The sequence below is a fragment of the Rhizobium sp. 05L429 genome, assembly GCF_056397645.1.
In genome coordinates, this window is sequence record NZ_JBFTNV010000034.1 from 20,422 (window position 1) to 33,640 (window position 13,219).

Annotated in this window: 14 protein-coding genes; 8 read left to right on the plus strand and 6 right to left on the minus strand. The window is 60.1% G+C overall.

Features of this window, described 5'->3' with window-relative positions:
• The first annotated feature begins 110 nt into the window (after positions 1–110).
• Positions 111–653 carry a transcriptional regulator gene (locus tag AC1DNW_RS28190; RefSeq protein ID WP_477855086.1) on the plus strand — a complete coding sequence of 181 codons (543 nt, stop codon included), beginning with the start codon at positions 111–113 and terminating at the stop codon, positions 651–653.
• A gap of 3 nt (positions 654–656) precedes the next feature.
• Here AC1DNW_RS28190 and AC1DNW_RS28195 read toward each other — a convergent pair whose 3' ends face one another.
• Positions 657–1,547: a LysR substrate-binding domain-containing protein gene (locus tag AC1DNW_RS28195; protein ID WP_477855087.1), complete on the minus strand. Its 891-nt coding sequence runs from the start codon at positions 1,545–1,547 to the stop codon at positions 657–659.
• A gap of 280 nt (positions 1,548–1,827) precedes the next feature.
• Here AC1DNW_RS28195 and AC1DNW_RS28200 point away from each other — a divergent pair, with 280 nt between their 5' ends.
• Positions 1,828–2,817: an aldo/keto reductase gene (locus AC1DNW_RS28200; RefSeq protein WP_477855088.1), complete on the plus strand. Its 990-nt coding sequence runs from the start codon at positions 1,828–1,830 to the stop codon at positions 2,815–2,817.
• Between the two features lie 7 nt (positions 2,818–2,824).
• Here the strand turns inward: AC1DNW_RS28200 and AC1DNW_RS28205 are convergent, their stop codons facing one another.
• Positions 2,825–3,655, minus strand: a complete 831-nt coding sequence (locus AC1DNW_RS28205; protein ID WP_113296829.1) for an SDR family oxidoreductase — start codon at positions 3,653–3,655, stop codon at positions 2,825–2,827.
• 110 nt (positions 3,656–3,765) lie between these two features.
• On the opposite strand from AC1DNW_RS28205, the gene AC1DNW_RS28210 reads away from it, so the two are divergent.
• Entirely contained in the window at positions 3,766–4,671 is a 906-nt protein-coding gene (locus AC1DNW_RS28210; RefSeq protein ID WP_477855089.1) for a LysR family transcriptional regulator, read from the plus strand.
• Positions 4,672–4,683: 12 nt separating this feature from the next.
• Here the strand turns inward: AC1DNW_RS28210 and AC1DNW_RS28215 are convergent, their stop codons facing one another.
• The gene (locus AC1DNW_RS28215) at positions 4,684–5,616 is read right to left on the minus strand and encodes an AraC family transcriptional regulator (protein WP_113296831.1); all 933 of its coding nucleotides are present in this window, start codon (positions 5,614–5,616) and stop codon (positions 4,684–4,686) included.
• Positions 5,617–5,736: 120 nt separating this feature from the next.
• On the opposite strand from AC1DNW_RS28215, the gene AC1DNW_RS28220 reads away from it, so the two are divergent.
• Both AC1DNW_RS28220 and tehA read left to right on the plus strand, forming a co-directional pair.
• Positions 5,737–6,075, plus strand: a complete 339-nt coding sequence (locus tag AC1DNW_RS28220; protein WP_113296960.1) for a carboxymuconolactone decarboxylase family protein — start codon at positions 5,737–5,739, stop codon at positions 6,073–6,075.
• A 71-nt stretch (positions 6,076–6,146) separates the two neighbouring features.
• Complete coding sequence (gene tehA, locus AC1DNW_RS28225; protein ID WP_477855090.1) at positions 6,147–7,103, plus strand: dicarboxylate transporter/tellurite-resistance protein TehA; 957 nt, start codon at positions 6,147–6,149, stop codon at positions 7,101–7,103.
• Positions 7,104–7,116: 13 nt separating this feature from the next.
• On the opposite strand, the gene AC1DNW_RS28230 is transcribed toward tehA, so the two are convergent.
• The 3 genes from AC1DNW_RS28230 to treZ all read right to left on the minus strand — a co-directional run bounded on the left by AC1DNW_RS28230 (position 7,117) and on the right by treZ (position 11,396).
• Entirely contained in the window at positions 7,117–7,962 is an 846-nt protein-coding gene (locus AC1DNW_RS28230) for an endonuclease/exonuclease/phosphatase family protein (RefSeq protein WP_477855091.1), read from the minus strand.
• 73 nt (positions 7,963–8,035) lie between these two features.
• Positions 8,036–9,499, minus strand: a complete 1,464-nt coding sequence (locus AC1DNW_RS28235) for a phospholipase D-like domain-containing protein (protein ID WP_113296833.1) — start codon at positions 9,497–9,499, stop codon at positions 8,036–8,038.
• 76 nt (positions 9,500–9,575) lie between these two features.
• Positions 9,576–11,396 (minus strand): malto-oligosyltrehalose trehalohydrolase, encoded by a 1,821-nt coding sequence (gene treZ / locus AC1DNW_RS28240; RefSeq protein ID WP_477855092.1) that lies wholly within the window; start codon positions 11,394–11,396, stop codon positions 9,576–9,578.
• 117 nt (positions 11,397–11,513) lie between these two features.
• On the opposite strand from treZ, the gene AC1DNW_RS28245 reads away from it, so the two are divergent.
• The 3 genes from AC1DNW_RS28245 (at position 11,514) to AC1DNW_RS28255 (ending at position 13,130) form a co-directional block, all read left to right on the plus strand.
• On the plus strand, positions 11,514–12,155 hold the full coding sequence (locus AC1DNW_RS28245; protein WP_477855093.1) for a UdgX family uracil-DNA binding protein: 642 nt from the start codon (positions 11,514–11,516) through the stop codon (positions 12,153–12,155).
• Between the two features lie 143 nt (positions 12,156–12,298).
• Positions 12,299–12,619 carry a DUF2934 domain-containing protein gene (locus tag AC1DNW_RS28250; protein WP_477855094.1) on the plus strand — a complete coding sequence of 107 codons (321 nt, stop codon included), beginning with the start codon at positions 12,299–12,301 and terminating at the stop codon, positions 12,617–12,619.
• Positions 12,620–12,947: 328 nt separating this feature from the next.
• Positions 12,948–13,130: a hypothetical protein gene (locus AC1DNW_RS28255; protein WP_113296836.1), complete on the plus strand. Its 183-nt coding sequence runs from the start codon at positions 12,948–12,950 to the stop codon at positions 13,128–13,130.
• Positions 13,131–13,219 lie beyond the last annotated feature (89 nt).

Below are 13,219 nucleotides of genomic sequence, written 5' to 3' on the forward strand. Positions count from 1 at the left end.
CATGTTCGTTCGATCCGGTCCCCAAGGCTTGAATAGATTTCGAGGCGATGAGCACCGGTCGATCGGGACAAGTCTTTCGCTGGAGGACAGCATCCGTCTGTCGTGTCGCATTGATCGTTTTCCTGGATTTCGAGGCCTCGTCCCTCAGCAAGAAAAGCGTTCCGATCGAAATTGCCTGGGTGTTCGAAGACGGTCGCTCGCGCTCGGCTCTGATCCGGCCCGCCGCCGACTGGGACGACTGGGCAGCCGATGCAGAAGCAATTCATGGGATTTCGCGGCAGTTGCTTGCATCGGAAGACGAGCCGGTAGAGCAGGTCGCCAGCGAAATGGTCGAGGTTTTGACCGGGCATGATCTCTATGCCAGTGCCCCTTCGTGGGATGGAAAATGGCTGAGCGTTCTCCTGCGCGCCGCCGGCTTTCCTCGGCATGCCCTCCGGCTCGGCAAGTCACGTGACGCCTTTACGGCCGCGGCGCGTGAATTAACGGGAGCGACCATCACGGAGACAGAGCTATCAAAGCTCATCGACGGCATCGTCGAGGAAAGCAAAACGGCAGTCCCGGCGCATCGCGCATTGGCGGACGCCACGCTTGAGCTTACCCGATGGAAGCTTGTCCGCGAGGCGGCCAAGAAGCGGATGGCGACAGGCGGGTAGAGGTCAGCGCTTGTGAAAGCTCTCGGTCACCCAGCGCGCAAAATCCGCAGCTGCGGGCGCAAGACGGTCGAAGCTGCGGGCAACCAGCCAATAGGCGCCATTCGGAACAGTGAGGTCGAAGAGCTGACGCAAGCGGCCGGCCCGGATTTCCTCCTCTGCAAAGGCTTCGTCCAGGAGTGCAACGCCCTGGCCACGCAGTGCCGCCTGCAGCACGAGCCCGTCATCGGCATAGACTGGCCCCCTCGCCGTCTCGGGCATGGAAAGGCCGGCCGCCTCGAACCACCGGCTCCAGGCGTCGCGGGTTTCCTCATGCAAGAGCCCATAAGCAAAAATGTCATGCGGAGAGGAGATCGGTGGGCCACGCTCCAGAAGATCGGAGGCGATCACCGGCACCATGCGGACATCGACCAGGTGCCGGCTTTCTGTCCGTGGCCATGCGGTGACGGTGGCGCTGTGCCGGATCGCGATCTGCGCCTGGCCTGTACGGAATTCGATCGTCCGCGGATCGGCATCGAGCGATATCTCGACGTCAGGATGGAGTTTGCGAAATTCCGGCAGCCGCGGCACCAGCCAGCAAGCGGCAAAGGAAGGTTCGACGCTGACTTTCAGATCCGCAGACACTGAAGCTCCACGGATATCCTCCAGGCACTGGTCGATCCGGTCGAAGGAAGGGGTGAGCACGGCAAGCAGCTTCCGGCCGCTTCCAGTCAGGATGACACTTCGATGGCGCCGCTCGAACAGCGGCTCACCCAATACCTGTTCCAGCTCGCGGATCTGTCGGCTGACGGCGGCCTGCGAGATGAACAGTTCCTCGGCCGCAAGCGTGAAGCTCTCGAGCCGTCCCGCGACMTCGAAGCTTCGCAATGCCGTCAGCGGCAGCCGACCACGCTTCATCCCATAACCTCAAGTCATCCGAAGTCGACGATAAGCTCGTTTGAAGGCCGGGCGCAAGGGGAGGAGAACACTTGGGAAAGGAGAGAAGTCATGTGGAAGCAGATCGTCTCAATCCTGATGGATGCCGTTCGCCTTGTCACCTTCACATCTGATGGCAAGGATAGCCGACGGCGCCGGGACTACTGAACGCTCACGCAGCTTATCGGGATTTTCGCGCATTCATAATCCTGCGCCGGGGTCTATATAGACCTCTCCTTACTAGAGAAGCAGGAGCATCACGATGCAGAAGCGTAAACTCGGCAGGCAGGGACTTGAAGTATCGGCCGTCGGCCTCGGATGCATGGGCATGAGCCAGTCCTACGGGCCGGCCGATGAGACGGAATCCCTCGCAACCCTTCACCGCGCCATCGAGCTCGGCTGCACTTTCCTCGATACAGCCGAGGTTTACGGCCCCTACAAGAATGAGGAACTGCTCGGTCGAGCTCTCAAGGGCCGTCGTAACGAGGTGACGCTGGCCACAAAATTCGGCTTCCGCCTGAAGGACGGCAAGCAGGTTGGCACCGAGCGTGACAGCCGGCCGGAAACCATTCGGAGCGCCGTCGAAGGTTCGCTCAGGCGCCTCGCCACCGACCACATCGACCTCATCTACCAGCACCGCGTCGATCCAGCCGTTCCGATGGAAGATGTCGCCGATACCGTCGGCGAACTCGTCAAAGAGGGCAAGGTTCGCTACTTCGGCCTCTCTGAAGCCGGTGTCGCCAATATCCGCCGCGCCCATGCCGTCTTTCCGGTGTCGGCCGTCCAGAGCGAATATTCGCTGTGGGAACGCAATCTGGAAGCCGACGTCATCCCGGCTCTGAAGGAGCTCGGCATAGGCCTCGTGCCCTTCAGCCCGCTTGGGCGCGGCTTCCTGACCGGCGAGGTCAAGCGTGCCGAAGATTATCCGGAAGGCGATTTTCGCCGCGGCGATCCGCGCTATCAGGGCGAGAATTACGACGCCAATGTCCGCGCGGCAGATGCCGTGCGCGCGGTCGCATCCTCGCTCGGCGTCAAGCCCGGCCAGGTGGCGCTCGCCTGGATCCTGCACAAGGGCAGCGATTTCGTGCCGATCCCCGGTACCAAGCGCCGCACCTATCTGGAAGACAATATCGCCGCCGCCGACATTTCGCTCAGCGCCGAACAGGTGAAGGCGCTCGATGAAGCGCTTGCCCCCGGCAAGGTCTCGGGCAAGCGCTACAACGATACGATCATGTCGACCATCGATCGCTGAGGGTGGCTCACGCGTCGATATCGGTCGACAGCGTGATGTCTTTCTGCGCCTCAAGCTCGGCAAGCCGCTCGGTCAGGCCTTTGCGGATCGACTGATAGGTCGTGCTGCCGAGCGCGATCCGCTTTGGCGCCGGTTGCTTTCCGGCCGCCGCGATCATCGCGTCGGTCATTTTCACAGGATCGCCCAGGATCTTGAACGAGCCATCGGCAATCGCGCGGCGCACCTGACCGGCCGGTGTATCGTCATAAACATCCATCTGTGGCGGCCTGACGAGGCCAGCGCCGAAATCCGTGCCCGCAGGCCCAGGCTCGGCAATGGTGATGTCGATGCCGAAGGGGGCGACCTCTTGCGCCACGGCCTCGATGAAGCCTTCGATCCCCCATTTGGTGGCGTGATAGAGGCTGAAATTCGGATAGGCGATCTGCCCGCCTTCCGAGGCAACCTGCAGGATGCGGCCGCCGCCCTGCCGACGCAGATGCGGCAACGCGGCCCGGATCACCTGGATGGAGCCGATCAAGTTGGTATCRATCTGATGGCGAATCTGTGCATCGCTCACCTCTTCTGAGGCGCCGAACAGGCCATAACCGGCATTGCTGACAACGACATCGATGCGTCCCATCTGCTCGAAGGCGGCGTCGACGACTGCATGAACGGCCCGGTCATCGGTGACGTCGAGGGTCGCGACCCAGAGCCGTTCGCCATACTGCGCTTCAAGGTCAGCCAGGGCTTCGCGCTTGCGCAAGGTTGCGGCGACGCGATCGCCGCGCGCCAGCAGTTTCTCAGTCATGATCCGGCCGAAACCGGAGGATGTGCCTGTGATGAACCATGTCTTTGTCATCGTCTCCACCTTTCTGATACMGCTGGATCGCGGCTTGATGAAAACAAAGATAGAGACGATTATTGATGTGATAATCCGTTCAAATCCGTATGAGCTGTTGAAAAATACCCATGAGTTATCGGCCGACACTTGATGACCTCAATGCCTTCTCGGCAATCGTCACCCATCGCAGCTTCCGCAAGGCGGCTGGCGAACTCGGCCTCTCACCGTCGACGCTCAGCCATATGATGCGCAACATGGAGGCACGCATGGGCGTGCGCCTGCTGCATCGCACGACGCGCAGCGTCGCGGCCACCGAAGCCGGCAAAATGCTTCTCGACAGGCTGAAACCGGTCTTGCGCGATCTCGATCTGGCGCTGGATGCCGTCGGCGAATTCGGAGGTCAGCCGAGCGGTACGCTGCGCATCAACGCCAGCGAAATTGCCGCCCGCGTGCTGTTGAATGCCGCCATTCCTCTCTTCCTCGAACGCTATCCGGAGATATCGCTCGATATCGTCACCGAAAACCGGCTGGTCGATATCGTCGGCGAAGGCTTCGATGCCGGCATCCGCCTTCGGGAATCCGTGCCGCTTGATATGATAGCGGTCGAATTCGGCGGCGAAGCACGTTTCCTCGCGGTTGCCTCACCAGCTTACTTGAAAGATCACAAGCGACCGAAGACGCCTGAAGACCTCAAGCGCCACCGCTGCATCCGCCTGCGTATGCCGAGCGGCAAACTCTACCGCTGGGAGTTTGAGAAACATGGCCAGGAAGTGACTATCGAAGTATCGGGCGCCCTGACGCTCGATCATGTAGAACTGATGGCGGAAGCGGCGGTCAAAGGGCTCGGCATCGCCTATGTGCCGGAAAGGGTCGCGCGGCCCTATCTTGCCAGCAGCGAGGTTATCTCTGTTCTTGACGACTGGTGCCCGTCGATCCCCGGACTCTGCCTCTATTATCCCGGTCACAGGCACGTGCCGCAAAGCTTGCGCGCCTTCATATCCGTGCTGACGGAAGTCGAGCGGCAAGGTGCTTAGCCTCCCCGCACATCACCCCTGCCCATTCTGTCTCGCCTGTTCTGCAGAGCGGAAGCGCGCCGGCGTTATGCCGCGTCTTACCTTGAAAGCCTTGCCGAAGGCGGCTTCGGATTCATAACCGACCTCTGCAGCGATATCTGCAACGGTCCGGCGCGTCCTGAGCAGCTGGTCACTCGCCAGCATCATCCTGATATCGGTCAGGAACGCGCCGACCGTCATTCCCGCGCGCTCGCGAAATTGCCGGGCATAGGTAGCCCGCGACATGGCCGAATGACGGGCAAGATCGTCGATCGTCCAGCCAAAGGCCGGCGAGGACATCATTGCCACGACGGATTTGCCGAGCCTGGCATCCCCGAGCAATTGCAGCAGCCCCGTGGACGCGACGGGCGAGACCTTGCCGGCCCTCACTGCCATGATGAAAAGCGAGAGACAGGTCGCGGTGATGATCGCCAATGCTCCCGGCCTCTCTTCAGCGGTCTCCCTATAGAGCATGGCGACCAACGTCTTCAGCAGCTCCTCCGACTCCTCGATGAGCGATACGTGAAAGACGTCAGGCAGGCTATCGAGCAGCAAGGCAGCAGATCCCGGTGCGCAATCGAAATGACCACAGAGCAGGTCGACATCGGCCTCGCCTTCGCCGTTTTCGCGCAAAGGCAGCATGCCACCCACGGCGATGCGCAGGGGCCGTGCTTCGCCRCCTGGCCGCAAGCCAACGATCGCATGCGCATCCCCGCGCGGCAACAGCAGGAAATCGCCAGAGCGCAAGGTGACTTCACGACCGGAGCCGAGGCGAATGAGGCAATCGCCGCCGAGGATCAGATGAAACGGTAGCGTACCTGCTGCGACGGATTCGTGGTCGATATGAAACGCGCCCTGCAGCCGGCAGCGAATGTCGAGCGTCGGCTGCAGGCGGGCGAGTTCGATAAGGCGGCTTAAAACATCCATGAGACGATCGCGCTAGAAAATGACTTTTTTGAGCATTCAAACTATCACTTTTAACGGTCATAGTCACTCCCAACAGCCGAGGCAATCACGCCGTCGCTGATATGAGAAGGAATGATTTTCATGTTGGATTGGAAGGAATATCGCGGCGAACTCCTGGGCCGGATCGGCGAAATCGCCAAGATCGTGCCAGAGACGATCAAAGGCTATCAAACCCTTTCGACCGCAGGACAGAAGACCAACCATCTCGACGCCAAGCAGCGCGAGCTGATCGCCCTTGCCGTGGCCGTAACCGTCCGTTGCGATGGCTGTATTGCCGTACATACGACCGAAGCCCAGAAGGTCGGCGCCACCAAAGAGGAAATTGCTGAGGCTCTCGGTGTCGCGATCTCCGTTAATGCTGGTGCCGCTCTTGTCTATTCGGCCCGCGTGATGGACGCTGCCGACGCCATTGCAAAGTAAACGTCCAAAGTGAACCGCTTGCCGCACCGGCAGGGCAAATGACCCTGCCGGACCAATCCGGAGAAACGAACATGTCGCTCCCCCGCATACCCGCTGCATTCTTTGGCATTGTTCTTGGCGTTGTCGGGCTCGGCAGCAGTTGGCGCGCCGCCGCTGCCATCTGGMCGGTTCCGACCAGCGTGGGCGAAGCCATCAGCCTTCTTGGCTTTGCCATCTGGCTCGTCCTCATCCTCCTCTACGCCGCGAGATGGTTTGCCGCGCCGAAGGAGGTGACAGCTGAACTTGAGCATCCCATTCAGTGCTGTTTCGTCGGTCTGATCGGCGTCGCGACCATGCTGGCGGGACTTGCTATCCTTCCTTATTCGCGCATCGCAACTGAAGTTCTGTCTCTGGCGGGGTTCGCCATCACCCTGTTTTTCCTGCTCTGGCGAACCGGCCTGCTCTGGCGTGGTGGGCGTGATCCGGTCACCAACACGCCGGTTCTTTATCTGCCGACTGTTGCCGGTTCTTTCGTCACCGCCATCGCGGCAGGCACGCTTGGTTACGCCGACTGGGGTCAACTCGCCTTCGGCGCTGGTTTCTTTTCCTGGCTGGCAATCGAATCCGTACTGTTGCATCGCCTTCTGATGGCGCCAGAGCTAGCCACACCGCTGCGGCCAACTCTCGGCATCCAGGTTGCCCCGCCCGCCGTCGGCAGCGTCGCCTATCTGAGTGTGACGACCGGCACGCCCGATATGCTCGTGCACGCCATGTTCGGTTACGCTATCCTGCAGGTCCTGATCATCGGCCGCCAGTTGCCCTGGATCATGCAGCAACCCTTCGCCGGCTCCTATTGGGCCTTCACCTTCGGCCTCACCGCGCTTTCGACAGCAGTGCTGCGCATGACGGCGCGCGGCGACACCGGCGCGATCAGCGAGCTTGCGCCCGTTATCTTCGTGCTCGTCAATATCGCGCTTGCGATCATTGCGGTCGGGACGCTCTGGCTGCTGGTGAAAGGCAAGCTTCTTCCTGCTCCTGTCCAGGCCTGAGACCCCAACGGCTTTAGGCGCTTGCTACTTCCTGCTGCAGATCGACCACCGCCTTGATCGGCAGGTGGTCGGACGCCATGCGGGCGAGCGGGGTGTCATGCACCTCTACCACGGAGATGATGCCTTCCCGGTTGGCGATGATGCGGTCGAGCGCCAGGACGGGCAGGCCGGCAGGAAAACTCGGAACGGCAGGAGGCAACGGACCAAAAGCCGTCTGGAAACTATTGAGGGACGAGCGGTCGCCGAGCCGCCATTCGTTGAGATCGCCAAGCAGGATGGTCGGCATTTCATGCCGGTCGCTGATGAGATCGACCAGCATCTTTGCCTGTTGTGCCCGCGAGTGACGCAGCAGGCCGAAATGGGCAGCGATGATGCGTAGCTTCCCGCCGGCTTCGAGCTCGATTTCGGCAACCAGCGCGCCGCGCGGCTCCAGCCCCGGCAGCTTCACCTGATGAACATCATGGACCAGACCCTTGCGGACGAGCACCACATTGCCGTGCCAGCCATGCGCTTTCACCGCCCCTGAGATCGGAACCGGAACGAGCCCGGTTTCGCGTTCCAGGCGGGCGAGATCGAGAATGCCCGTACGCTCGCCGAAACGCGTATCGGCCTCCTGCAGCGCGATGACGTCGGCATCGATCTCATGGATGACACGGCTCGTGCGTTCCGGATCGAAGCGTCGGTCGGTGCCGACGCATTTATGGACATTGTAGGAAGCGATCAGAGTGCCGTCATTGCGCGGTTTCGGCCCCGCACGCCAGGTCTCAACGCGCTTCTTCCTGTTCTTGATAGAGGCCATGATACTGGCAGGGAGACTGTCTTTCTTCTTGGCTTGCATCGGAAGGAACGCCGGCTCCATTGCTCGGAAAGCTCTTTTTCAGGATTATAGGCAACGCAGCAAAACTTGCCATGCCGCAATCACGAAAACTCGATCAAAGATATGGCGAACCCAGCCACAACACCTTTTCGAGCAGCCGCACCAGGAAGGGTCGCGACCACAGCCCCTCGAGCGTAACCGGTGTGGCAGACTTGATGGCATCGTCGATGCGCTCATCGATTTCGGCAGCAAAACCGGCATTCAGCACTTCGAGATCGATCTCGAAATTCAGCCGGAGCGAGCGCGGATCGAGATTGGAGGAGCCGACATAGGCCCAGGTTCCATCGATCGAGAGCAGCTTGGAATGGCTGAAGCTGCCGGTCGAACGCCAGATGCGGCAGTAGTTCTTGACGATCTGGTCAAACTGCGCGGTCATCGCCCGGTCGACCAGGACGAGGTTGTTGGCGGCAGGCACGACGATATCTACCTCCACGCCGCGACGGGCCGCTGTCGTTAGTGCACTGATCAGCTCCCGATCCGGCAGAAAGTAAGGCGACATGATCCGGATGGACTGGCGCGCAACGGAAAAAGCGCCCATCAGCATTTTGTGGTTCGTCTCAACGCTCCGGTCCGGCCCGGAAGCGACGATGCGCATGAAGACCGGATCGCCGCGCTTGCGCTCCGGCCGGTCGATGCGCCAAGCCTCGCCGTTCAGGACTTCGCCTGTCGTGAAACGCCAATCCTCGGCGGCCACATCGAAGAGATCGGCAACTGCCGGGCCGCTAACACTGAAATGCGTGTCATGGGCAAAGCTCCCCCCGACCGCTTCCTCGCTGAAGCCTTCGCGGATATTCATGCCGCCCGTCAGCGCGATCTTTCCATCCGCGATCAGGATCTTGCGGTGGGTGCGCAGGTTCGCGTAGGGCAGCCTGAGACCCATGATGACGTTGCCGTTGAAGACATCGACCGTCACCCCGCCCTCCTGCAGACGGCCGAGAATACTCGGTACCGAATAGCGCGCACCGACCGCATCGATCAACACGCGCACCTCCACGCCGCGCCGGACGGCTGCAATCAGCGCATCGGCGATGCGAAGCCCGATCCGGTCGCGGTCGAAGATATAGGTTTCGAGCAGGATGCTGCGTTCGGCGGTTTCGATCGCCGTCTTCATCGCCGCATAGGCTTCGTCGCCGTTTTCCAACATGTCGATGGTGTTGCCGGTCGTCAGCGGATAACGGGTGACGCGATCACCAAGTGTCTGCAGGGCTGCAAAGCGGCGGCCGAACTGGCTGATGACGGCATCGGTCTCCGCGTCGAATTTTTCGAGCTCGTCCAGATCGGCGGCAGGCAGCAATGCGTCGCGGCGAAGGCTCAGCGACTTGCGGCGGATGCGGTTGATGCCGGCAATCATGTAAAGCAGGGCGCCGATGATCGGCGAGAGGATGATAACGCCCACCCACCCGATCGCCGCCCGGACCTCTTCCTTGGTCATAGCAGCATGGATCGCCGCCGCTGCCCCCATGGCAATCGAGATGACGAAGAGGATATGCGGCCAGTAGGTCGACAACAATTGAAACATCGCCACAAGATATAACCGCGAAGCGTCTGCGTTCAATCAGTCCGCGGCCCGCTCTCAACGCGAAATTTTCAGTTGTTTAATTCGCCGGCTCAACATCGACGGCAAAGACGACGGAATGTGGGGGCAGCGCGCCATCCTCGGCAGGCTTTGCTGCCTTGCCGTAACGCTCATAGATCACCGTCCCGGCGACCGACGGCAAGATAAGGGCCTGCCCCGACAAATTGGCGCGCAGAGCCAGCGTCAGATTGGCGAATTTCCACGAGACGGCGACCGTCCCTTCCGGCGCTTCAAGCACGCCACTGCCGATGGCCCAGCTCTGCCGCAGCAGCGGCACGATATAGGTTTTCCGCAGCGCCAGGAGCTCCGAGACGAATGCCAGGTTTTTCCGGCCCTCTTCGCTCTCGCGCAATTGCCAGTCAAGTTTCGAATTCTCGAAGGTCGAAAAGGCATTTGGATCGGGCAAATCGGCCAGGGACCTTTCGGCCTTCAATCCGCCAAAACCCTCGGCTTCCGCCATACGACCCTCGCGGACTATTTTGGCGAGCTCGCCCGTGTAATCGGTGAAGAAATAGAAGGGCTGCCTATCCCTATATTCCTCCCCCATGAAGAGAAAGGGAATGTGCGGTGAGAGCAGGAGTATCGCTGTCAACGCATCCAGCATATCGGGATCGGAAAGGCTTACCAGCCGCTCGCCGAAAGCGCGGTTGCCGATCTGGTCGTGGTTCTGCAGGAAATCGACAAAGGCGGTCGGCGGCAGGTAGCGACGCTCCCCGACGGGCAGTTCCGGCGGATCGGTTCGATCAGGATAGATAAAGCCGTGCTGAAGCGCGATGCGAAGCTTATGCCAGAGCTGATCGGCGAAAGGCTTGTAGTGGCCGACCGTTTCACCGGTCGCGATGATGTGCGCTACATGATGAAAATCATCGTTCCATTCGGCCTCGTAGGCTTTGGGAGCGCCGCTCTCGTCACGGTCCAGCAACTCCACGAGATTGCGCTGGTCTTCGACGACGAGATGGACGTGCCTGTCGGCGAAGGCGGCTTTCACTTCGTCGGCCATAGCCGACAGCACATGCTTTTCGGACGTGTCGTGGATTTGCTCCACGGCATCGAGCCTGAGCCCGTCCAGCCGGAACTCGTCGATCCAGTAGATCGCATTCTCGATGAAAAAGTGCCGTACCGGATTTCGCCCGAAATCGATTGCCGCTCCCCAGGGCGTTTCCCGGTCTTCGCGGAAGAAGCCCGGCGCATAGCTGGGGAGATAATTGCCCTCGGGTCCGAAATGATTGTAGACGACATCGAGCAGCACCATGATGCCAAGGCCATGCGCCGTATCGATGAAGGCCTTGAAATCGGCCGGCGTGCCATAAGCGGAATGCGGCGCATATTGTAGCACACCGTCGTAACCCCAGCCGCGATTACCGGCAAATTGCGCAACGGGCATCACTTCGACAGCCGTGATGCCGGTTTCCGCGAGATGCGTGAGCTTCTCCGCCGCAGCACGGAACGTACCCTCGGGCGTAAAGGTACCGATATGGATTTCGCTGATGATCGCCTCTTCCCAGGGGCGGCCGCGCCAGCCAGAATTCTGCCATCGATAGTGGGGATCGACGATCAATGATGGGCCATGCACATCCCCGGCCTGCCTTCGCGACGCCGGGTCCGGCACAGCCCTTCCGTCCGGCAGAACGAACATATACTCGTCGTCGGCAGATGCCTCCACCACAGTTACCTCGAACCAACCGTCGCCAATATGCTCCATCGAGATATCTCGGCCGCGATGCCGCAGCGATAGCGCGTCCGCGCCTGGCGCCCAAAGGCAAAGACGCGCGCCGTTGCCCTCAATGAGCTTTGCGCCCCAGCGCGTCGTGATCCTACCAGTTTGTGAAATCTGGTTCATCCCTCACCCCGTCTGATTTCCATCAGCATCAAATTCCTGAGGCTGCGCGTTGTTCCGAACAGACAGGAACAATCCGGAGCGCGATTGGCTGAAGGTGAAAGCCAAGGGATCGCCGTCATGAACGTCGCACCGAAATTCGGTMCTGCCTTCACGCTTGAAAGCGCCGACGCCGCCAACCTCGATCAGCTCGAACGTCAGGCGGAAGCCCGCACGCGCTGCGACCTCTACAAGAACGCACCCCAGCTCGTCTTCGGCGAACGATCGCAAAAGGCCGATATCATGCTTGTCGGCKAACAGCCCGACGACAAGGAGGATATTGCAGGCCACCCCTTTGTCGGCCCGGCCGGACGCCTGCTCGACATCTGTCTCGAGGAGGCTGGGCTCGAGCGCTCGCGATGCTACGTCACCAATGCGGTCAAGCACTTCAAGTTCGAGCCTCGCGGCAAGCGCCGCCTGCATTCGAAGCCCAACACGGGGGAGATCCAGCGCTGCTCCTGGTGGCTCGGGGCTGAAATCAACCTCGCGCAGCCGAGTCTCCTCGTCGCGCTCGGTGCGACCGCACTTTATTCTCTCCTTGGCTCAAAGGTGAAACTGACAGCCTCACGCGGTCACATCCTCACGCCGGAGAACCGTCCGCCGGTTCTCGTGACCATCCGCCCTTCCTTCCTCCTGCGGATTCGCAAGGAAGAGGATTTCGCGCTCCAGCGTGCGAATTTTATCGAGGAGTTGCGCCACGCTGTCCAATATCAAGGCAACTAGAACGAGTTGCTGCCTATAAATATTGCAACGCAAAAATATTTCCGACAGACTTGGCAAATCCACTTGAAACCGGCCCCATAGTCTGGAACCTTTTTCAAAGGTATCGCGTTCGAACGACGGCAAGTTGTGACTGGAGATCAGCGATGGCAGAAACTCGGGACGAGTGGATAAAGAAACGTGCATATGCCCTCTGGGAAGAAGAGGGGCACCCGATGGGAAGGGATTCCATCCATTGGGAACAAGCAAGGGCCGAGCATGACGCACTCAAGGGGGCTTCAAAATCTCCAAACGGCAAGGAAGTGAAACCTAGGGCGAAGCGTGCGGCCGCAGCCAAGACGGCGGCACCGGCAACTGAGGTCACGAATGGCGGCGAAGCCAAGAAACCTGCCAAACAGGCGGCAAAGACCGACGGCATCGTCAAACCCGCCCCGAAACGGACAGCCGTACGCAAATCTGCTTCCTGACAGGAAATATTCAGTTGCAGTGAAAGAGGGCGCTCTGAATAGCGCCCTTTGGCCCGTTTTGTCATAAGTTTGAATTGGTTCCACGCTAAGAAGTTCATGAAGCGCCAGCTTCTGTGCGGGGGTGACCACAAGCCGAATGAAACGTCCGTCTGGACAGCTTTGTAAAAAAGCTGCGTCCACCCCTCGAAACGGGGAACAGGAACCTCTTCCGTTTGTTTCTGCCAACAGGCAAACGGAGGACGTCGCCATGAACAGCTGTTTTGCTGCTATCATACCGGTCCGCGTGGCCTGCGCCGATGGTTTTCAAGCGCGGGTGTAGGGGATGGAGATGTCGCTTCTTTTCATCGCCGCCCTGCTCTACGTCGGCTTCGCGCTCGGCCTGATCCTTTTTGTCGATAATATAGTCGGCATATTTTTCCGTGATCCGCGCAAACCAATCCAGTTTCGATCTTTCGTGTTAAGTCGCGCTTTTGCCGCCTCGCAGAAACTGGACCCGAAGCAGGAAATATAAACGCCCTGGCTGAAGTAATCGGAGCTTTGCCCGGTTAACGATATTTGTAGCTCGGCCTTTCCCTTATGTCCCACGCCTCTATTTTGTCG

Excerpts from the sequence above, each read along its gene's own strand:
- AC1DNW_RS28200 (WP_477855088.1), top strand. The coding sequence starts at position 1,828 with ATGCAGAAGCGTAAACTCGGCAGGCAGGGACTTGAAGTATCGGCCGTC.
- AC1DNW_RS28210 (WP_477855089.1), top strand. The coding sequence starts at position 3,766 with ATGAGTTATCGGCCGACACTTGATGACCTCAATGCCTTCTCGGCAATC.
- AC1DNW_RS28220 (WP_113296960.1), top strand. The coding sequence starts at position 5,737 with ATGTTGGATTGGAAGGAATATCGCGGCGAACTCCTGGGCCGGATCGGC.
- AC1DNW_RS28230 (WP_477855091.1), bottom strand. The coding sequence starts at position 7,962 with ATGGAGCCGGCGTTCCTTCCGATGCAAGCCAAGAAGAAAGACAGTCTC.
- AC1DNW_RS28235 (WP_113296833.1), bottom strand. The coding sequence starts at position 9,499 with ATGTTTCAATTGTTGTCGACCTACTGGCCGCATATCCTCTTCGTCATC.
- treZ (WP_477855092.1), bottom strand. The coding sequence starts at position 11,396 with ATGAACCAGATTTCACAAACTGGTAGGATCACGACGCGCTGGGGCGCA.
- AC1DNW_RS28250 (WP_477855094.1), top strand. The coding sequence starts at position 12,299 with ATGGCAGAAACTCGGGACGAGTGGATAAAGAAACGTGCATATGCCCTC.
- AC1DNW_RS28255 (WP_113296836.1), top strand. The coding sequence starts at position 12,948 with ATGTCGCTTCTTTTCATCGCCGCCCTGCTCTACGTCGGCTTCGCGCTC.